The 18,514-nt window shown below is 34.9% G+C and carries 23 protein-coding genes and 1 tRNA gene; 6 read left to right on the top strand and 18 right to left on the bottom strand.

Annotation, left to right across the window (positions count from 1 at the left end):
- The 10 genes from CVT13_RS04195 to obgE all read right to left on the bottom strand — a co-directional run bounded on the left by CVT13_RS04195 (window position 1) and on the right by obgE (window position 7,030).
- On the bottom strand, window positions 1-531 hold the full coding sequence (locus tag CVT13_RS04195) for a F0F1 ATP synthase subunit delta (protein WP_107811726.1): 531 nt from the start codon (window positions 529-531) through the stop codon (window positions 1-3).
- Window positions 531-1,043 (bottom strand): F0F1 ATP synthase subunit B, encoded by a 513-nt coding sequence (locus CVT13_RS04190; protein ID WP_107811725.1) that lies wholly within the window; start codon window positions 1,041-1,043, stop codon window positions 531-533. The genes CVT13_RS04195 and CVT13_RS04190 overlap by 1 nt, the downstream gene beginning before the upstream one ends.
- A gap of 9 nt (window positions 1,044-1,052) precedes the next feature.
- Complete coding sequence (locus CVT13_RS04185) at window positions 1,053-1,475, bottom strand: FoF1 ATP synthase subunit B' (protein ID WP_054196218.1); 423 nt, start codon at window positions 1,473-1,475, stop codon at window positions 1,053-1,055.
- A 95-nt stretch (window positions 1,476-1,570) separates the two neighbouring features.
- Window positions 1,571-2,431: a ParB/RepB/Spo0J family partition protein gene (locus CVT13_RS04180; RefSeq protein WP_107811724.1), complete on the bottom strand. Its 861-nt coding sequence runs from the start codon at window positions 2,429-2,431 to the stop codon at window positions 1,571-1,573.
- A gap of 15 nt (window positions 2,432-2,446) precedes the next feature.
- Window positions 2,447-3,229, bottom strand: coding sequence for a ParA family protein (locus CVT13_RS04175; protein WP_103604270.1), 783 nt, complete (start codon window positions 3,227-3,229; stop codon window positions 2,447-2,449).
- A complete protein-coding gene (locus tag CVT13_RS04170) occupies window positions 3,226-3,861 on the bottom strand; it encodes a biotin--[acetyl-CoA-carboxylase] ligase (protein ID WP_107811723.1) in 636 nt (211 codons plus the stop codon). The genes CVT13_RS04175 and CVT13_RS04170 overlap by 4 nt, the downstream gene beginning before the upstream one ends.
- A 1-nt stretch (window position 3,862) precedes the next feature.
- Complete coding sequence (gene thiD / locus CVT13_RS04165; protein WP_107811722.1) at window positions 3,863-4,651, bottom strand: bifunctional hydroxymethylpyrimidine kinase/phosphomethylpyrimidine kinase; 789 nt, start codon at window positions 4,649-4,651, stop codon at window positions 3,863-3,865.
- 16 nt (window positions 4,652-4,667) lie between these two features.
- Window positions 4,668-5,573, bottom strand: a complete 906-nt coding sequence (gene fmt, locus CVT13_RS04160) for a methionyl-tRNA formyltransferase (RefSeq protein WP_107811721.1) — start codon at window positions 5,571-5,573, stop codon at window positions 4,668-4,670.
- 16 nt (window positions 5,574-5,589) lie between these two features.
- On the bottom strand, window positions 5,590-5,925 hold the full coding sequence (locus tag CVT13_RS04155; RefSeq protein WP_107811720.1) for a GDP-mannose dehydrogenase: 336 nt from the start codon (window positions 5,923-5,925) through the stop codon (window positions 5,590-5,592).
- A 46-nt stretch (window positions 5,926-5,971) separates the two neighbouring features.
- On the bottom strand, window positions 5,972-7,030 hold the full coding sequence (obgE, locus tag CVT13_RS04150; RefSeq protein ID WP_107811719.1) for a GTPase ObgE: 1,059 nt from the start codon (window positions 7,028-7,030) through the stop codon (window positions 5,972-5,974).
- Between the two features lie 153 nt (window positions 7,031-7,183).
- Here obgE and CVT13_RS04145 point away from each other — a divergent pair, with 153 nt between their 5' ends.
- The 5 genes from CVT13_RS04145 to CVT13_RS04125 all read left to right on the top strand — a co-directional run bounded on the left by CVT13_RS04145 (window position 7,184) and on the right by CVT13_RS04125 (window position 11,744).
- Window positions 7,184-8,266 (top strand): glycosyltransferase family 4 protein, encoded by a 1,083-nt coding sequence (locus tag CVT13_RS04145; protein ID WP_107811718.1) that lies wholly within the window; start codon window positions 7,184-7,186, stop codon window positions 8,264-8,266.
- Window positions 8,263-8,625 (top strand): hypothetical protein, encoded by a 363-nt coding sequence (locus CVT13_RS04140; protein WP_107811717.1) that lies wholly within the window; start codon window positions 8,263-8,265, stop codon window positions 8,623-8,625. Before CVT13_RS04145 ends, CVT13_RS04140 begins: the two co-directional genes overlap by 4 nt.
- Before the next feature lie 89 nt (window positions 8,626-8,714).
- On the top strand, window positions 8,715-9,386 hold the full coding sequence (locus tag CVT13_RS04135) for a glycosyltransferase family 4 protein (RefSeq protein ID WP_159071106.1): 672 nt from the start codon (window positions 8,715-8,717) through the stop codon (window positions 9,384-9,386).
- The gene (locus CVT13_RS04130; protein WP_107811715.1) at window positions 9,370-10,641 is read left to right on the top strand and encodes an O-antigen ligase family protein; all 1,272 of its coding nucleotides are present in this window, start codon (window positions 9,370-9,372) and stop codon (window positions 10,639-10,641) included. The genes CVT13_RS04135 and CVT13_RS04130 overlap by 17 nt, the downstream gene beginning before the upstream one ends.
- Window positions 10,638-11,744, top strand: coding sequence for a glycosyltransferase family 4 protein (locus CVT13_RS04125; protein WP_107811714.1), 1,107 nt, complete (start codon window positions 10,638-10,640; stop codon window positions 11,742-11,744). The genes CVT13_RS04130 and CVT13_RS04125 overlap by 4 nt, the downstream gene beginning before the upstream one ends.
- A 45-nt stretch (window positions 11,745-11,789) precedes the next feature.
- Here the strand turns inward: CVT13_RS04125 and rpmA are convergent, their stop codons facing one another.
- From rpmA to CVT13_RS04110, 3 genes are all read right to left on the bottom strand, one after another.
- Window positions 11,790-12,047: a 50S ribosomal protein L27 gene (gene rpmA, locus CVT13_RS04120; protein ID WP_002942569.1), complete on the bottom strand. Its 258-nt coding sequence runs from the start codon at window positions 12,045-12,047 to the stop codon at window positions 11,790-11,792.
- Window positions 12,048-12,058: 11 nt separating this feature from the next.
- Window positions 12,059-12,373: a 50S ribosomal protein L21 gene (gene rplU, locus CVT13_RS04115; protein WP_021090648.1), complete on the bottom strand. Its 315-nt coding sequence runs from the start codon at window positions 12,371-12,373 to the stop codon at window positions 12,059-12,061.
- 109 nt (window positions 12,374-12,482) lie between these two features.
- The gene (locus CVT13_RS04110) at window positions 12,483-13,445 is read right to left on the bottom strand and encodes a hypothetical protein (protein WP_107811713.1); all 963 of its coding nucleotides are present in this window, start codon (window positions 13,443-13,445) and stop codon (window positions 12,483-12,485) included.
- A gap of 133 nt (window positions 13,446-13,578) precedes the next feature.
- On the opposite strand from CVT13_RS04110, the gene flhB reads away from it, so the two are divergent.
- Window positions 13,579-14,652 (top strand): flagellar biosynthesis protein FlhB, encoded by a 1,074-nt coding sequence (flhB, locus tag CVT13_RS04105; protein ID WP_035167257.1) that lies wholly within the window; start codon window positions 13,579-13,581, stop codon window positions 14,650-14,652.
- Window positions 14,653-14,703: 51 nt separating this feature from the next.
- Here the strand turns inward: flhB and CVT13_RS04100 are convergent, their stop codons facing one another.
- The 5 genes from CVT13_RS04100 to exbB all read right to left on the bottom strand — a co-directional run bounded on the left by CVT13_RS04100 (window position 14,704) and on the right by exbB (window position 18,504).
- A complete protein-coding gene (locus tag CVT13_RS04100; RefSeq protein ID WP_087585498.1) occupies window positions 14,704-16,371 on the bottom strand; it encodes an anaerobic C4-dicarboxylate transporter in 1,668 nt (555 codons plus the stop codon).
- A gap of 345 nt (window positions 16,372-16,716) precedes the next feature.
- Window positions 16,717-16,792: transfer RNA gene (locus CVT13_RS04095), tRNA-Phe, on the bottom strand.
- Window positions 16,793-16,954: 162 nt separating this feature from the next.
- Complete coding sequence (locus CVT13_RS04090) at window positions 16,955-17,731, bottom strand: energy transducer TonB (protein WP_035167259.1); 777 nt, start codon at window positions 17,729-17,731, stop codon at window positions 16,955-16,957.
- Window positions 17,706-18,089 (bottom strand): TonB system transport protein ExbD, encoded by a 384-nt coding sequence (gene exbD, locus CVT13_RS04085; protein ID WP_072593836.1) that lies wholly within the window; start codon window positions 18,087-18,089, stop codon window positions 17,706-17,708. Before exbD ends, CVT13_RS04090 begins: the two co-directional genes overlap by 26 nt.
- Window positions 18,076-18,504: a TonB-system energizer ExbB gene (gene exbB / locus CVT13_RS04080; protein WP_021090579.1), complete on the bottom strand. Its 429-nt coding sequence runs from the start codon at window positions 18,502-18,504 to the stop codon at window positions 18,076-18,078. The genes exbD and exbB overlap by 14 nt, the downstream gene beginning before the upstream one ends.
- Window positions 18,505-18,514 lie beyond the last annotated feature (10 nt).

Genomic DNA, 18,514 nt, shown 5'->3' with positions numbered 1-18,514 from the left:
TTAAATTGCTTTTAATATATATTCACTCATTTGACTTTTTAGTCTGTCGATAGAGAAATTTACCTCGACACCTAAATCATCTAACTCAACTTTTACGCCGTTGTAATAGCTCTTTGAGCCATCAAGCTTGATCTTAGAGTTAAATTTCTTAGAGAAATTCTCTTCTAGAGCTTTTAACTGATCAGCGTTTAGATCAAAATTTCCAATGATCTCGCCACGATATGTATTTTCAAGTAGAGACTGCTCTATCTTCATCTCGTTTAATATCGCTGGGATAAGCTCTAGTCTTTTGTTTGCGCCAAGAAGCTTAATAAAATTTGCAAATTTAGCATCTTGATTTTTAACCAAAGATAGTACAAATTCAACCTTTTGTGAAGCCTTTAAAGTAGGCAAACTTATAATGCTTTTAAATTTATCGCTAGCAAAAGCTGCTGCCAGCTCTGATAAATTTTCAACAAATACATTAAGTTCATTTGATTTTACGTCGCTTAAGATCGCTTTTACGTATTTTTTAGCTACTACTTCATTCATTAGCTAACCTTTTTAAGTATGATATTTACAAGCTCTTTTTGATCGACTTTTAGGCTATCACTTGAGAAAATGTCGCTCAAAATTTCATTTACAACGCCTTTTGTCATCTTGCGCTCTTCAAATTCTTTTTGCTCTTTGTAACTCTTTTGAAGATTTGTTATATCATTTTGAGCATCACTTTTAACCTTAGCAGCTAAATTTAAAGCCTCTTTTTTAGCAGTTTCGATTAGAGCGTTTGCGTTTTGCTTAGCCTCTTCTACACGCTTTAAAACGTCATCTTTTTTAGCTTTTGACTCACGAAGCTTCTCTTGGATGCTCTCAAGCTTATTTGCAATCCTATCAATCCTACTTTGATAAAGAGCTTTTAGTGGCTTAGCAGCAAAATAGACCAAAATAGCAAAGAAAAGTAAGAAGTTTAGCGTTCTCTCGACTATGTCGTAGTTTGTTCCACCATGCTCGCTAGCGTATGCTAAAAATGGAAGTGCTAGAAAAAATAAAATTTTTATCTTCATAAAATTCCTTTAAATTTTAGAGAGCTTGGCATTTAAAGCCGCTCTAAGTTCAGGTAGTTTAGCTGATAGATCTGCCTTTAAGTTATCTTTCTGAGAGCTTAGAGCATTTAAAAATTCATTATAATTAGCCTCTAAACTACTCTTTACGGCATTTACTTCTTTTAAAGACTCTTCTTTTGCCAAATTTAAGGCTTCTTGCCTTATTTTATTGGCCTCAGTCCTTGCGTTTAATATAATCTCTTCAATCTCTTTTTCATGAACACTTAGATCACTTGCATTTTTACTAGTACTCTCTTCATCATTTTTTATAGAGGCATTTCTGTCATCTATAAATTTGAGCATTGGCTTATAAAGCAAGGAATTCAAAATAGCGATCAATACTAAGAAAACGACAGCCGTTAAAAGCATCAATGGCACATCTATTTCTAACATCCACTCTCCTTATTTTATCATTAAGTTTTATTTAATATTCAAATTAAAGTCTGATTTTACAATAAATTACTAAAAATAAAAATAAATTTGTAATTCTATTTTAGCCTAGCAATAAATTCTTCTACCTGTGAAATATTATTAAATTCTAAAACTAGATTGCTAGATTTTACTTTTGTCTTTATCTTTAAATTTTTAAAAATTTCTTGTAAATTTGATAGTTTTTTACTCATTTCCTCAGAAATTTTTGTTTTTTTGTCTTTTATCTCTTCCTTGTTTTTTATCTTTTTTACTAAAATTTCTGTGTCTCTAACGCTTAACTTTTGACCGATGATCGTATCAACAACCATCTTTTCTTCTTCGGTGCTAAGCCCAACTATAACTTTAGCGTGGCCTTGCGTGAGTTTATCTTCTTGTAAAAGTTTTTGCGTATAGTCGCTAAGAAGTAAAAGCCTCATCGTATTTGTTATTTGTGTTCTACTTTTATGAATGATGTTTGCCAAGCCATCCTGTGTGATCTTATACTCATTTATGAGCTCTTTATACGACTTTGCAAGTTCGATCGGATTTAAATTTTCACGTTGAATATTTTCGATAAGTGCAAGCTCTCTTAAATTTTGAGACTTGATGTCAGCGATGATCGCCTTTATCTTGCTTGCTCCAAGCATCTTTGTAGCGCGGTATCTGCGCTCACCAGCTATTAACATATAGCCATCATCTTTTTTGATGACGATTATTGGCTGGATCAGTCCGTGCCTTTTAATACTGGCACTTAGCTCTTTTAAAGCTTCCTCGTCAAAATGTGTTCTTGGCTGGTATGGGTTTGGTAAAATTTCATCTATATTTATCTCTTCGACTATCTCAGAGTCATTTAAATTTGCAATCTCTTTGCTGTAGGCTTGCTCTACATCTTCAAGTATCGCGCTAAGTCCTCGCCCTAATCCACCTTTTTTAGCCATTTTTTTCCTTATTTTTTAGTTTAAAATACAATATGCCAAATTTTGATATGCGATCGAGCCTGGTGATTTTATATCATAAAGTATCACTGGCTTACCAAAACTTGGGCTTTCAGCAAGTTTCACATTTCTTGGAACGACCACAAATTCCTCTTTGCCGTCCTTACTCTTAAAGAGCTTATTTTCAAAATGCTGCTTTAAATTAGCAATCGTCTCTTTTGAGAGATTATTTTGCGAACTAAACATAGTTGGCAAAAAGCCTTTTATATTTAGCTTTGGATTTATCGTTTTTTTGATGATCTTAACCGTATTTAAAATTTGAGCTAAGCCCTCAAGTGCGTAAAATTCACATTGAATCGGGATGATAACACTATCACTTGCACTAAGAGCATTTATCGTGATGCTACCAAGTGCTGGAGGACTATCAATTATAATAAAATCATAGTCGTTTACAACTTCTGAAATTTTATTTTTAAGGATCAGTTTATAGTCCTTATTTTGATCGTTAAATTCTTGTTCAATACCGACAAGCCCTATATTTGACGGAGCTAAAAAAAGTGTTGGGATCTCAGTTTTTAACACGATTTGCGAGAGCTTTTTTCTATCTGTTAAGACGTGATAAATGTTAAACTCATAGTCACTTCTACTAAAGCCAAGTCCAGTTGTCGCGTTTGCTTGTGGATCGATGTCTATCAATAATACTTTTTTCTCAGCAACCGCCAGTGATGCGGCTAAATTTACGGCTGTTGTGGTCTTGCCAACGCCGCCTTTTTGATTAGCTATTGTTATTATCTCGCTCATCTTAAAGAATATACCTTTTCCCCATTTAGTAAGATCGCTCCATCATCACAAATTTCAGCATCCTGAAGCGAAACAGCTCTATTTGCAATATGCGTAATAAAACCTTTTGACTTGCAAAAGTCTATCCTAAATTTGCTAAAAATTGGCTTCCATAAAATCTTTTTATCAAGCATGCTAATAAAGCCCCAAACTAGCTCATCTACGCTAGTTTTTATATCCAAAATGCCCGCATTTTCAGGCGCGCTAGCTAAATTTATCCCCATGCCACAAATGTAAATTTCATCTACTTTATTTGTTAAAGTGCCACCTATCTTGCGCTCGTCCACATAAAAGTCATTTGGCCATTTTAACCAGCACTTTGAGCCAAGTTCGCTCAAGACTTCACGCATCAACATAGAAAAATATATTGAGATCGAAGGCGGTGGTATGTCGCTTGACAGCTCATCTTCACTTATGCAAAACGACATAAATAAATTTCCGCCAAGTCCCTCCCAGCTGTTGCCGCGGCTACCGACTCCTTTTGTTTGATTATACGCCACAACCATATACGGAGCTTTTATCTCGCCGTTTTTTAGGGCGTCTATCAAAAATTCCTGTGTCGAAGGCAGACTTTGAAAAAACTCTACTTTCAAATCACACCTTAAATTTATAGAAGTGATTTACCGGATTTTGTCCACCGCCGATGATAACCGCGTTTTTGATAGCGTTAAAGATATAATCATGCGCATTTTTTACGCTCTCTTTTAGGCTTTGGCCATTTGCTAAATTCGAAGCGATCGCGCTTGATAGCGAGCAGCCTGAGCCGTGAGTGGCAGTCGTTTTTATGCGCTCATCGCTAAAAATTTCATACTCGTTGCCATCATAAAATATATCAAGTGACTTGCCATCAAGTTCGCCACACTTTAGATAAACACTCTTTGTGCCAAATTTCAAAAGCTCCTTGCAAGCCTCTTTTAGCTCGCTCTCGCCCTTTAGCTCATGCTTTAAAATTTCGCGCGCTTCAAAGATATTTGGCGTGATTACGCTTGCAAGTGGGAAAAGCTCCTCCACGATCGCGTCTTTTGCCGAGCCCTCTAGCCAGATGTCGCCATTTTTACAGCTCATAACTGGGTCAAGCACTACTGGTGGTAAATTTTTGATCTCTCTTAGCGTTTTTGCGACGCATTTTATGATCTCAACGCTTGGGACAACGCCTATTTTTATCACATCAACTTTTATATCATCAAATATCGCCTTGATCTGATCCTCAATGAGCTTAGTATCAACTAGCTGCATGCCAAATATGCCCTTTGTATTTTGAGCAGTGACCGCCGTAATCGCTCCCATCGCATATACGCCGTGTGCTATAAATACCTTTATATCAGCTAAAACTCCAGCTCCGCCACTTGGATCAACCCCTGCTATACTTAACGCATTTTTCATAACCGCTCCTTTAAATTTATTTTAATTCATCGCCAACGCTAAGGCGCTTACCATTTATATAGGCTTTTGCGTTTGTTGGCTTTTTGCTTGGCTCTTGAAGCTCGTAAATTTTGACCGCCCCACCCTTGCAAGCAACCACGATGTGGTCCTTTTCTATGCTTAAAATTTCTCCGCTTTTGCCACTTTTTTCGCTTAGCTCAAGCGATAAAATTTTTAGCCCACTTGCCAGATAAAGCCCTGGCCAAGGTGTGAGCGCGCGAAATTTATTATAAATTTGCCCCGCCTCTTCATCAAAGCTAAAAAGCCCGTCGCTTTTACTTATCTTTTTGCAGTGCGAGGCCTGCGTGTTGTCTTGCTTTTGTGGCTTTAAATTTTCAAAATTTTTAAGCACTTTTACGATTAGCTCGCCGCCAAGCTCGCCTAGCTCACTAAAAAGCTCGCTTGACATCTTATTTTCGCAAGGCGTGTAGATGAAGTCTAGCATATCGCCAGTGTCAAGCCCAGCATCCATTAGCATAGCTGTGACGCCAGTTTGCTTCTCGCCTGCTAGGATCGCGCTTTGAATGGGGCTAGCACCTCTATATTTTGGCAAGATAGAAGCGTGTAAATTTATGCAAGGCGCGATATCAAGCACGCTTTGCGGCAAAATTTTACCGTATGCGGCAACCACGATAAATTTAGGCTCAAATGCCTTTAGCTCGGCAACAACCGCCTCATCTTTTAGTGTATTTGGAGTAAGGACAGGCACTCCTGCTAGCTCGTTTTGCGCGTAAATTTTTACCTCGCTTGGAGTTAAAATTTGCTTTCTACCAACCGGCTTATCAGGCTGGGTAAAGACTGCTTTTATATTAAAGCCAGCCTCTTTTAGATGCCTAAGTATCCTAACAGCATAATCAGGCGTACCCATAAAAACTACATTCATCACTTTCCTTTAAATTTCAACGACTTTTATTTTGATCTACGTTTTTACTGCCAGTCAGCCAAGAGGCGCATGGATCTTCTTGCCAGTCAATCTTTTGAAATATCAAACTTCCTAGCTCATTAATGCTAACTTTGCCACTACGATCAAGATCCAGCCTCTTAAATTCCTCACTAGTGCATAGATCTGGTGCTATTTTTAGCGCTGATGGCACTTTGCAGGACGTCCACTCATCTAAATTTAGCATGCTGTCACGATCTATGTCATTGTAATCCAAAAACATATACGCCGGATCCGCTGGATCACAGCTATATGCGCTAAAGCAAAATAGCATAATGCAAAAAATTTTCTTCATTTTATACTCTTAAAAATCTATGCCCAAAGCACTAAAAAGTTGCAACTCAAAGCTCTTTTTTTAGTAGCTCAAGCAGTGCAAATTTAAGCTCATCGATGTTCTCATTTGTCGCTGATGAGATCGGCAAAATGAAATATGGTTTTGAATGATCAAAGCTGAGTAAATCTTGTTTGTAGATAAATTTACCGTTTTGCTCTAGTTTTAGCTTTAAAAATTTCATAAATTCTTTTATATTTTCATCTAAATTTTCCGCCGCATCGACTCTGGTGATCGCGATAGCATAGTCCCTGCTGGCAAGCACGCTTGAAAATTTAGCAACTTCTTCTTTTAGCACACTAAACTGCTCGCTCATACCTCTATAATTTGCTCCATCTATCATGAAAAGTAAAATTTTATTTCGCTCGATATGCTTTAGAAATTTAACGCCCAAACCGCGTCCATCGCTAGCTCCCTCGATTATACCAGGGATATCAGCCATGACAAAGCCGCTAAACTCATCGACCTCGACAAGGCCAAGCTTTGGTGTAAGCGTCGTAAATTCGTAGTTTGCGATCTGTGGTTTGGCATTTGATACTGTTGAAATAAGAGTTGATTTACCAACATTTGGAAAGCCCACCAAACCAACATCAGCAATGAGCTTTAACTCGAGCCTTACTTCAATGCTCTCTTCAGGCATACCTTTTTGTGCGTATTCTGGAGCTTGGTTGATAGAGCTTTTAAAGTGAAAATTTCCGAGTCCGCCTTTACCGCCCTTTAAAAATAGCGTCTTTTGACCCTCGCTAACTATATCACAGAGTAGTTCATTTGTCTGTGCATCATAAACGGCTGTACCAGGAGGGACTATGAGTTCTAAATTTTCGCCCTTTTTACCAGTCATTCGCTTGCCCATGCCAGCTTCACCATTGCCAGCCTTCATGGCTCTTTTGCCCTTATAATTTGCTAAAGTATGGGTGTTGTTGTCACAAACAAAATAAACATCTCCGCCATCTCCGCCATCTCCGCCATCAGGACCACCTAAAATGACGTGTTTTTCACGGCGAAAACTCACAGCTCCAGCTCCACCATGCCCCGAACTTAGAGTCAATTTTGCACTATCTATAAACATTTTTTACCTTAAATTTATCTATTTTTTTTATTTTTAAATTTGGGCTGGATTATATCTTTTAAATAATTAAAATTTGTTTTTTATTAAATCTCATCAATATGAAAGCTGCTTTTATGATAGAATTAGCCCAAAACTAACTCAAGGAATAAAATTTTGCAAATTCTGCTTTACAATGTAACAACTGCATTAAAAATAGGTGGTGTTGAGACTTTTTATTATTCTGTGGCTAAAGAGCTTATGAAAGACCATAAAGTCACTATTTGTACTGGACAAGGTAAATTTGTACCAGCCTTTTTAAAAGAAAGCAATATTGATATAAAAATGTTTGACTTTTATCCAAGAGAGAAGATTTTAAAACTAGGCAATAGATTTAGGAAATTTGTTGAGAGAGTTAGTTTTTATTTTAATGCTAGAAAATTTTTGAAGTCTCAAAAATTTGATGTTTTAGTTATTCATAAACCATTTGATTTTTTTGTAGCATACATACTTAAAAAACATGATAAAAATTTAAAGATCATATTTGTAAGTGGTGGAGAGGATTTTTATTTTTTTGATCGCTTTTTTGTTAAATTTATTGACAAAATCATTAGTGTGAGTGACGCAAATGCTGACATCTTACGAAAAAGATATGGCAGAGAGATAAAAGTAGTTTATAATGGTGTAGATAAAGAGAAGTTTTATCCAGATGCATCACTAAAAGAAAAAATAAGAGAGAAATTTGACGTAAAGAGTGATGAAATTTTGATAGGAAGCGTTGGTAGAGTAGTTGGCTGGAAAGGCTTTGGCATGATGGTGAAAAATATAGACAAGATCAAAAACGCTAAATTTATGCTTGTTGGCGATGGTGAAAATTTACAATGTCTAAGAGAGCTAGCAAGCAAACTTAATGTAAGTCAAAAGGTCATTTTTGTCGGCGCTATCGGGCATGATGAGTTAAATCAGTATTATAACGCCTGCGACGTCTATCTGCAGCCAAGCATTGGTCATGAGGCTTTTGGTATAACCGTAATTGAAGCCTTGTCTGCCAATAAACCTTGTGTAGTTAGCATAAATGGCGGCATGAAAGAAATAATAAAAGACGGAGTAAATGGGTATAAATTTAAAATTTCTGATGAAAGTGACATGATAGAAAAGATAAATTTAACGCTAGAAAATATAGAAAATTTAAGACCAAGAGAGAGCATAAAAAGTATGTACGAGTGGTCAAAATTTGCACAGGAACTAGTTGAATTATGAAAAAAGTAGCTTATGTAAGTAATTTTTATGCCATACCTCCGCTCAAGGGTGCTGCTGTTCAGACTTGGACAAATGAAGTAGCAAAGAGGCTTTGGTTTTATGAGCCTCACACTATTTGCATAGATGATGAATTTTTACCATTAAAAGAATATAGAGATGGTGTTTATCATCACAGAATTCGTCTTTCAAAAATTTATAAAAGAATTTTTCAAAAGATATTAGGCTGGGACGTCTACTCTTATAATGATAGAGTTTTCAATGAGATAAAAAAAATAAATCCTGATATTGTGCATTTTCAAAACTATCATAATGGTGTAGAGAAGTTAGCAAAAAAGATAAAACTTGGAATAAAGATATAAAAGTGATCCTTCACCTGCATAATTTTTATGATTTTAAAAATAAAAATTTTGATAAGCTTGATGCCGTTATAACTTGTAGTGATTTTCTTATGAAGAATTTTGAAGGTCTACCAAATGCAAAAATTTATAAAGTTATAAAAAATGGTGTAGATATAGATAAATTTAAAAAAATAAATTTTAAAAAAGATAAAAAAATTATTATTGGTTTTGTGGGAAGAATAGTTAGCCAAAAAAATGTTGAATATATGATCGAACTAGCAAGAGAATTTAAAAATTTACCTAAGTACAATTTTAAAATAATAGGTGAAATAATTAAAAGAAAAGATAATTATGAATACTACAAAAGTCTTGTTAAAAAGATAAAAGAATACAATCTAAACAATATAGAATTTCTTGACAATATCTCACCAGATAAAGTTCACGCCGCATATAATGACTTTGACTTTACAATCATCCCTTTAAATGACAAAGAGTCGTTTTGTATGGTTGGCATAGAGGCCATGAGCTGTGAGAGTTTTGTTATAGCAAGAGCAGGTGGTGGTAGTAAAGAGTATATGCTGGATGGTGAAAATTGTAAGCTTTTTGAGTTTGAGAATTTTGCTAAAAATATAAAGGGGTATATTTTAAATTTAAAGGATTCGGATAAATTAAAAATTATTACAAACGCTAGAAAAATGTGTGAAGAGAATTTTTCCTGGGATAAAATTACTGATGATGTACAAAAAATTTATGAAGAAGTTTTAAATGATAATTCGAAATAAGCCAAAATTAATAATATTTTTAAAAAGAGCTATTTTATTTTTCTTATCTCTTTTTTTGATAGGTCAATATAACGAACATATTACTGCTGTGAAGAATTTAGGTATATATTTGGCTCTATTTTCAACTATGATTCTTTTTATTATTAATACTAAAAATACATTAGAAAATATAAAAAATAATATAAAAAACAATAAAACTATATTGCTGCTTTTTATTTTGCTAAATTTATATGTTTTTGGAATATCAATTTTTCCTTATGACACTACCCAGAATTCATTTTTTTCAGCATTTAGTGAATTTAAACGAGCTTTTGTATTTATTTTTATTATTCTCCTTTGGCATGATGGTAGTTATAAAAATTCAAAATGGTTGTTTTTTGCCATGGTTGTAGCTTTAAGTTTAGACAATTTACATTTTTTTGTAAAAGGAATAGAAGAATATACTCTCTTAAATTTACAAGACCCGCAGCTGGTTCGGCAGCCTATAGACAGATTTTATTCAAGTTTCTTTGATAATTTATTCATTTTTTCTTTGATATCACTATTTTATATAAAAAATAATTTTTATAAATTTTTTATTACTATTTTTAATATCATCATTGGCTTAATTTTTATTTTACTTACAGGAGCAAGAGGTTCATGGCTTGCACTTGCTTTGAGCTTAGTAGTTATGTTGATTTTAATATCTAAGAAGGAAAAAATTGATCTTTTTAATAAAAAAGTTATAATAATTTGCTCAATTTTACTTGTTGCCTCTGCTTGCATCTACTATAACTCCACGCTTTTGCAATTTAAGATTTCACAAGGATTTTATACTTCTGGTAGAGTAGATATTTTAACAAAAAGATTACCGCTTCTTTTTAGCTCTGATAGAGCTTATATAGGCATAGGTTTTGGTGGTAAGCAATATACTAAATTTTTAAATGATAAAAATATTAACAATGACGACCTTGGCCCAACTGGTATAGGTGCTGACGGAACCAAGTACCCACATCATGACGAGCCAGTATTTATTGGTCAGTATTATCATTACGGTGTAGTAGGTACTGCTTTTTTTGTTGCGCTTGTTTTTTATATGCTTTTTGTTTCCTTTAAAAGGTATTTGTCAAACAACAAATTTTATATAGCAATATTTGGAAGCATACTTTGCACTTATATATTTAGAGGACTATTTGAGACCATATACTTTACTCATCTTTATGTAATGCTTGGTCTTTTTATAGTGTTTTGTGCAAAGACAAGGAGTGATTTATGAAACTATTTTACATATATCCAGAACAAATTCCGCAAGGCAATGCAAGAGAGATAGCAATTCTAAATACATTTTTTGAGCTTAGCAATATCTGTGATGCTAAGTTAGTCTTACCACAAGCCCCTTTAAATTTAAATGAGGTAAATGAGAAATTTTCTTTAAAATTAAAAGCTAATGACATATTGTTTGTAAGAAAAAGGATTTTATTTTTAAAAAGTAATAAAATTTTTAACTTTTTTCTAAAAAAAATAATAAATAACGACTCAAATAAAGATGCAATATTTTACACAAGGCATTTAAAGATAGCTAAATTTTTACTAGAAAATAAAATACCCGATCAAAAGGTTGTATTTGAAGCGCATGAGTGTTTTACTTTGGGCAACAAAGCACTTTATGATATGGAAAAAGAGATACTAAAAAATTCTGATTTTGTCTTTTCGCATAATAGCAGTACACTAAATGAGCTTAGAAAATTTTTTGGCTTACAAATAGCAAAATCGGCAGTTGTTTATAACGGTTGCAAGCAAGATTATGATTTTAAGAAGAAAGATTTTGATTTTTCAAGTATAAACTATTATGGCTCATTCTTGTTATGGAAAGGCCTTGATTTGATGCTGGATTTTGCTTTAAAAACTAGGATAAAACTCGAGCTGTATGGTAAGAATAGTGGAAATAGTTTTATAAATTTAAAAAATACTCTTAAAGAAAGAAAGATCGAAGATCTAGTATGCTTTGAAGGGGTGTTGCCTCAAAATGAGGTTGTAAAAAGCCTCATTGAAAACAATACAATTTTGATAATACCTAGTGTAAAAAGTGCTTATTCTCTTTATAGTACTCCACTAAAGCTTTTTGAGTATATGGCAAACTCAAACGTTGTCTTAGCTCCAAATTTTCCGCCAGTTGCTGAAATAGTAAAAGATGGCAAAAATGGTTTCTTGTATGAAGCAGGAGATGAAAAAAGTTTAGAAGAAAAATTTAACTATATAAAGACATTAAGTAATGATGAGCTAAATAAAATTTCAAAAAATGCTTATGAAAGTATAAGTGAAAATACTTGGAAAAATAGAGCTAGAAAAATAATCAAAGAATTAGAAAAGATAAATTAAATTTTTGAGTGGATTTAAAAGAAAAAGGGGCTTTCGCCCCAAGGATTATGCAGCTGGATAAACAGATACTTTTTTTCTGTTTTTATCAAGTCTTTCAAATTTTACAAAGCCATCGACTAATGCAAAAATTGTGTGATCTTTGCCAAGACCTACGTTATTTCCAGCGTGAGTTGCTGTTCCTCTTTGGCGGATGATTATATTTCCAGCACGAACGAACTCACCACCAAATTTCTTAACACCTAATCGGCGTCCAATACTATCACGGTTATTTTGGGTTGAACCCTGACCTTTTTTGTGTGCCATATCTTATCTCCTTAAGCTGCGATACTTACGACTTTTACACGTGTAAATTGTCTTCTAAAGCCGCGTTTTAGTTTTGAGTCTTTACGTCTGCGTTTTTTGTAGATAACTACTTTTTTGTCTTTGCCTTCATTAACGACCTCAAGAACAACTTTTGCACCCTTCACAAATGGCGCACCTACCTTTACTTCGCCGTCATTTACAGCCAAAACTTCTGTAATCTCAACGGTTGATTTAGCTTCAGCACTAAAGTGATCTAGTTTAAGGTACTCGCCCTCACTAACACGATATTGCTTACCGCCATGCTTAAATATAGCGTATTTTGACATACTCTACCTTTCTAAAATTTGGTAAGACCAAAAAGCACTTTTTTTTGCAAAAGATTTATGGAGCTTTGTTGGTTGTAAGGTGTGAATGTTAGCTAAAAGTTTATAAATTCTACTTTAATGCCCCTGATTTTATGATCTCATCGGCTAAATTTTTAATCATCGCATCGTGATCCAGAAAAAATGTCTTATCATTTGGCAAATATGGCTGATATATCAGTGTTTTGACTACTGGCGCATTTAAAATCACATTTATCAGTTCAAACTCAGGCGGTAAAGTAAGGTAAAGTTTTAGCTTAGGAATTTTGTCTTGAAAGAGCCTTTGCGCGTAAAATTTACTAAAATTTTCATTCTTTGGAAGCTTGATCTCTTTAAAGAGCTCAAACGGTAAAAAGTAGCGTGCCAAAGCGTGAAGTCCGTGTGCGAAAATGTAGAGGCATTTTTCAAATTTAGGTGCATCTGTCCTACCAAATGTAGAGCAAAATTTCTGCAAATGCTCACTCATAGCGGCCGTATCTTTTTCATACAAGGCAAGCACAAATTTAATCGCCTCTCTTTCGTTTGTTGGCTTTTTAGACTCTGCAAAAGTACGGGCTTTTTCTAAGGCAGGGGTAAGTAAATTTTCATCTTGCCAAAGCATCGCCGTGAGCAAATCATGCATCACGCATAGAAATTTATAGCCGTTTTTGCTAGGTGGTAGGCCTTTTGGAAATATCCTTGCCATACTATCTGTGTCACCACAAGCGATAGCAAAAAATGCTGGGATGAGCTTCTCACACTGGTCATATCCGCCGCTACATCCTGGGAGTAAATTTAGCTTAGCGTATTGAAAAATGAGATCATTTAGTACCTCGGCGTCGCCCTCATTTAGGCACTTTTCAAGGTAAAAGTTGTAGCGTCTAGCTCTTGAAAAAGAGAGTAATCGTATGAGCTCACATAAAAAGTCGTATTCGTTTAAATTTTTCTCTTTTATTTGGGTGTAAATGCTTACATATTCGTCTAAAAGTAGCTCTTCGTCGCTTTTTGGTAGTTTTTTGGCTTTAAAAATGTTAAATAAGCCTTCTAAAAATGACATCTTGTTTGCCCTTTATTTTTGCTAATTTTAGCCAAAAACGCCTAATTTTCCACGTGCAAAAAGTGGCTTTAGCGGATAGTTTAACCGCATTTTGGCTATAATCGCCCCAAATTTAAGCAAGCTTAGGATAAAGATGGCAGGCGAAGATCAGGAAAAAACCGAAGAAGCGACCCCCAAAAAGATAGAAGATGCCAAAAAAGACGGCAACGTTCCCAAAAGTCAGGACCTGGCTGGGTTCGTGACCCTTGTCATCGCTATTGGCGTACTACTTGCAATGCTAAATTTTATGAAAGAACAGATCATCTCACTTTATATCTATTACTCAAAATTTATCGGTCAGCCACTTACCTTGCCAACTGTAAAAATGATCGTCGTAAATACCTTTGCAAGGTCGCTTCTTATGATACTTCCGGTTTGTATCTGTGTGGCGATCGCTGGTGTCATCGCAAATGTAATGCAGTTTGGATTTATCTTTACCACAAAGCCTATAATGCCAAATTTTGGCAAGATAAACCCACTAAAAGGGCTAAAAAATTTATTCTCGATGAAAAAAGTGATAGATAGCATTAAGATCGTGCTAAAAGTTAGCATCGTCTTTGGTGTTGGATTTTACTTTTTTTTACAATTTATAAAGGAGCTACCGCACACGCTCTTTTTTTCTATGTTTGATCAGCTTGCTTGGCTAAAAGAAAAGCTCATTATCCTAGTTAGCGTTATGCTTTTTATACTTTTCGTGATCGGACTTATCGACCTTCTCATTGTGCGTTTTCAATATTTTAAAGACCTTCGTATGAGCAAGCAAGAGATAAAAGATGAGTATAAGCAAATGGAAGGAGATCCTCAGGTAAAAGGCAGAATTCGTCAAGCGCAAATGCGTGCAGCCAAGCGTCGAATGATGCAAAATATCCCACAAGCTGACGTAGTCATCACAAACCCTACTCACTACGCCGTGGCGATAAGATATGATAAAAGCCGCGACGAGGCACCGATAATACTTGCCAAAGGTGTTGATTTTTTAGCACTGCAAATCAAAAAAATAGCCGTTGAAAATGGTGTGCAAATTTATGAAAATCCACCACTCGCAAGAGAACTTTATAAAATTTGTGAAGTCGATGATACGATACCAGCACATCTTTTTAGGGCCGTGGCTGAAGTGCTAAGCTTCGTTTATATGAGCAATAAACAAAAATTTAAAGATAAGCTTTGATAAATTCTGCTCTTGCCACTAGAAATTACTAGTAGCAAGAGAATTTATCTATTATAGATATCCAAAAGCAGTTGCAAAAATATAGCCAAATATACAAGAGGATATAACACCAATAAGACCCGGAATGATAAAGCTGTGATTGATAACAAATTTACCAATATGTGTCGTACCGCTTCTATCAAACTGAATAGCCGCAAGGTCGCTTGGATATGTTGGCAGGATGTAGTATCCGTAGCAAGCTGGTGCAAAGGCTAGAATGATAGCAGGATTAACATCAATATTTAATGCTAATGGCACAAATGCAACCAAGGCCGCAGCTTGAGAATTTACAAATTTTGAGATAATCAAGAGCATAACCGCATAAGTCCAAGGGTGCTCTTTTACGATGCTTCCTAGCGCCTCTTTCATCATCGGAGTATGCACTGCAAACATAGTCTCAGCCATCCAAGAGATACCAAATACTGCAACAAGAGCGATCATGCCTGATCTAAATATCTCGTTTTTACCGATCTTGCTAGCATCTGTTGGTGTAAAGATTAAAATGATAGCGCCAGTTAAAAGCATGAAAATTTGGATAACATGAACCATACTTAGGCTTTTTGAAGATGCTTGTTTGTTACTTATATTGATGTAAGCACCTTGGAATTCTTCTTTTGCGCCTTTTTCATTTATATATGTCACTGCACCATCAGCCGTGCGAGTAAGAGTTTGATTTGCATCTTTGCCGATGATTTTGACTGATTGAGCTTTTTGATTAGCATTTAGCTTATCGTTTGCTACTTTTAACTCAGCCGCCTCTGTTTGGATGCTAGCATCTTTTATTTTTAAGGTTTTTAAGACTTTTTGTTCAGTTGGAAGGTTAGCTATTACTTGAACGACTGTTGCGTCTTTGTAAGTAGTCCAGCTTGGACGAAGATCTTTAAAATATCCAAGAAGCGCAACTACAAGGATAGAGCCTAAGAATATCCACATCGCAGCCCATTGGTAACCAGGAAGCTTTTTGCCTAAAAGTGTCGCACTATCGCCATAAACATATTTTTTAAACTCAGGATCTTGAAGCTTTGTTTGAAAGACTTCGTCTTTATCAAGATCTTTACCTCTAAACCAGCTAAAAATTCCTACCGCTAAAACGCCACAAAATGTTGATGGAATCGTAATCTTTAAAAGATCTAAATATCCATCAAAGCCAGCTAGGTGAGTTTTAGCATTAATAAGAAAGCTTGTAAGAGTTACAACAGCAACTGAAACTGGACTTGCGATGATACCCATTTGTGAGGCTATCGAGCTTGCTGCCATTGGACGCTCTGGACGGATACCATTTTTGATAGCGATATCATAAACGATAGGAAGCACAGTATAAACAACGTGTCCAGTGCCGCATAAAATAGTAAGCGTACATGTTACAAATGGAGCTAAGATACTTACATATTTTGGATTTTTTCTAAGTATGGTTTCTGCTATTTGAAGCATGACATCAAGACCGCCACTAGCTTGAAGTGTAGCACTTGCCACAACGACAGCAAGGATAGTTAGCATAACATCAATAGCTGGCTTACCAGGCTCGATATTAAATCCAAAAACGAGGACTATAAGACCGATACCGCCTAGCATACCAAGTGCGATACCGCCTTTTTTAGCTCCGTAGAACAAACAGATAAGGACGATGAGAAGCTGGATAGCAAACTGCATGCCTTCACTTAAATTCATGAGAAAATCCATGAAACCTCCTAAGTTAATATAAATTTAATCAAGATTATATCTCTTATGGATTTAGATTAAACTTATATTTTAAGGATGATTTGATACAAATATAACATTTTGATTAAGAAGGCTTATTCATGGTAAAATTTATAAGATTATCTCTTGCAAATTTTTTATTTGATCTTGAAGATTTTATTTGACTTAGAATATATAAGATAAAAATAGCATTGTTATATTTTAAATTTATTAATAATAAAAATTTATTTAAATTTTATAAATAACCTAGAAAAATAGCATAAAAACATTGTGAATACTAAATTTAATAGAACTAAGAGAAAGGGGTTAATATTTAAAGAAAGGTAATGGTGGTTAGAGGCAGAATCGAACTGCCGACACGCAGATTTTCAGTCTGCTGCTCTACCGACTGAGCTATCCAACCACCTGTTAAAGAAAGTCAGATTATACATGTTTAATATTTAAAGCAAGTTTAAAATACACACTTTTTTAAATAAAATAAGTTATGTTTTTCTATTTTGACTTGAAATATAAAAGAAATTCTACAAAGCAAATAATAAATTACGAGCTTAAATAAGCTTGTAATTTATTTTAGTGTATATGAAATCGGAAATCGCAGATAACGATCTTGTTTAGGCTTTGGAAACTCAGAACTTGCTCTTTGAATATTTTCTAAAGCACCATTATCAAGCGACTCAAACCCAGAGCTTTTGCTAACTTTAAGTTCATCTATGCTGCCGTCTTGCTTGAGTAAAAACCTAACTTCTACAACACCTTGATGCTTCATACGTCTAGCATTATTTGGGTAACTTTTATGCCTCTTAACCGCGATTATAACCTTCGTAAAATCTTCATCACCTTGCGAATTTGATAAATTTAGCTCAGGTGTTACATTTTGAACTGGAGCTGCAGCGATAGACTTGTTATTGGCTGGTAAATTTGTATTTACACTAGCTGGCGGTACAATAGGCTGCACTGGCTGAGCAATCACCGGTTCAGGTTTTGGTTCTATTTTTTTCTCTTTTTTAGGCTCTACTTTTTTTATTTCACGCTTTGGTTTTTCCACTTTTTTAGGTTCAGGTTTTGGTTCTGGCTTTGGCTCAGGTTTTGGTGGCTCTGGCGGTGGTGGTGGAGCTGGTGGAGTTGGCTCTGGGATAAGCATTTGCTCCGCTATTTGAGGTGCTGAGACTTGTGGCACTGGAGTAAATGAATTAAGAGCTATTTTTATCGGTTTTTGCTCTCCTATTTTTATCTCATCAAAATTATGTGAAAGCAAAAAATATACTGCTGCTCCATGCACTACAAGCGAAACAGCTAAGCCGCTGTAATTTGAAATTTTATTCAGAGATTGTTTGGATTGCAAAATTTTCGTGGCCCTTCTCTTTTAATATATCAATTACTTTGACAAAGCTATCAAATTTCGAATTTTTATCGCTTTTTAGTTCGATCAATGTCTTTATATCAACCGCATTTAGTTTATCTTTAAGTTCGTTCTCAGAAATTTCTACATCATCTATAAAAAATTTATTATCCTTATCAATTACTACGCTTACCTTTTTATCGTCCTCTTTGCTTTGCTCAGCACTGTTTGCACTTGGAAGATCAATAGCTATCTTGCCTTGAGCAATAAAAGTCGAAATACTAAGCACGATAGCAAGCAAAACAAGCATAATATCAATAAATGGGACAATATTTAACCCATCTTTTTTATTTAGACGCATTTTCAGCCTTGTATCTATTTAGCATTACATCTACTTTTCTGACAAAACCATTGTAAATCATCAAAGTTGGTATCGCCACAAGTAGTCCAAAAGCAGTTGCTTTTAGCGCAAGAGAGAGGCCGACCATTATGCTTTTAGTATCGATTCCGCCTGCCATTCCCATATCATAAAATGTGATCATAATACCAGCAACTGTACCAAGAAGTCCTACATATGGCGCATTTGAGTAGATAATGTAAAGTGTGGTTAAATTTTTGGTTAGTGCCTCTTCAAGCGCTTCGATACTTTTGTAGCCTTTTATATCAACGCGTGAATAAAAAATAATACGCTCAATCGTATACCAAAGTACAAAAAAACTCATAATGCCTAAAATCGCAATAATTACATGATCAATGTGATGTTTAATTAGCTCCATAATACCTTCT

Source organism: Campylobacter concisus, from assembly GCF_003049085.1.
Classification (GTDB): Bacteria; Campylobacterota; Campylobacteria; order Campylobacterales; family Campylobacteraceae; genus Campylobacter_A; species Campylobacter_A concisus_H.
This window is presented reverse-complemented; position numbering and strand designations above follow the sequence as displayed.

Excerpts from the sequence above, each read along its gene's own strand:
- exbD (WP_072593836.1), bottom strand. The coding sequence starts at position 18,089 with ATGCGTCTAAATAAAAAAGATGGGTTAAATATTGTCCCATTTATTGAT.
- CVT13_RS04180 (WP_107811724.1), bottom strand. The coding sequence starts at position 2,431 with ATGGCTAAAAAAGGTGGATTAGGGCGAGGACTTAGCGCGATACTTGAA.
- rplU (WP_021090648.1), bottom strand. The coding sequence starts at position 12,373 with ATGTCAAAATACGCTATATTTAAGCATGGCGGTAAGCAATATCGTGTT.
- flhB (WP_035167257.1), top strand. The coding sequence starts at position 13,579 with ATGGCAGGCGAAGATCAGGAAAAAACCGAAGAAGCGACCCCCAAAAAG.
- CVT13_RS04125 (WP_107811714.1), top strand. The coding sequence starts at position 10,638 with ATGAAACTATTTTACATATATCCAGAACAAATTCCGCAAGGCAATGCA.
- CVT13_RS04130 (WP_107811715.1), top strand. The coding sequence starts at position 9,370 with ATGATAATTCGAAATAAGCCAAAATTAATAATATTTTTAAAAAGAGCT.
- CVT13_RS04185 (WP_054196218.1), bottom strand. The coding sequence starts at position 1,475 with ATGTTAGAAATAGATGTGCCATTGATGCTTTTAACGGCTGTCGTTTTC.
- CVT13_RS04135 (WP_159071106.1), top strand. The coding sequence starts at position 8,715 with ATGAAGAATTTTGAAGGTCTACCAAATGCAAAAATTTATAAAGTTATA.
- fmt (WP_107811721.1), bottom strand. The coding sequence starts at position 5,573 with ATGAATGTAGTTTTTATGGGTACGCCTGATTATGCTGTTAGGATACTT.
- CVT13_RS04100 (WP_087585498.1), bottom strand. The coding sequence starts at position 16,371 with ATGGATTTTCTCATGAATTTAAGTGAAGGCATGCAGTTTGCTATCCAG.
- CVT13_RS04175 (WP_103604270.1), bottom strand. The coding sequence starts at position 3,229 with ATGAGCGAGATAATAACAATAGCTAATCAAAAAGGCGGCGTTGGCAAG.
- CVT13_RS04155 (WP_107811720.1), bottom strand. The coding sequence starts at position 5,925 with ATGAAGAAAATTTTTTGCATTATGCTATTTTGCTTTAGCGCATATAGC.
- obgE (WP_107811719.1), bottom strand. The coding sequence starts at position 7,030 with ATGTTTATAGATAGTGCAAAATTGACTCTAAGTTCGGGGCATGGTGGA.
- exbB (WP_021090579.1), bottom strand. The coding sequence starts at position 18,504 with ATGGAGCTAATTAAACATCACATTGATCATGTAATTATTGCGATTTTA.
- rpmA (WP_002942569.1), bottom strand. The coding sequence starts at position 12,047 with ATGGCACACAAAAAAGGTCAGGGTTCAACCCAAAATAACCGTGATAGT.
- CVT13_RS04110 (WP_107811713.1), bottom strand. The coding sequence starts at position 13,445 with ATGTCATTTTTAGAAGGCTTATTTAACATTTTTAAAGCCAAAAAACTA.
- CVT13_RS04190 (WP_107811725.1), bottom strand. The coding sequence starts at position 1,043 with ATGAAGATAAAAATTTTATTTTTTCTAGCACTTCCATTTTTAGCATAC.
- CVT13_RS04195 (WP_107811726.1), bottom strand. The coding sequence starts at position 531 with ATGAATGAAGTAGTAGCTAAAAAATACGTAAAAGCGATCTTAAGCGAC.
- CVT13_RS04140 (WP_107811717.1), top strand. The coding sequence starts at position 8,263 with ATGAAAAAAGTAGCTTATGTAAGTAATTTTTATGCCATACCTCCGCTC.
- thiD (WP_107811722.1), bottom strand. The coding sequence starts at position 4,651 with ATGAAAAATGCGTTAAGTATAGCAGGGGTTGATCCAAGTGGCGGAGCT.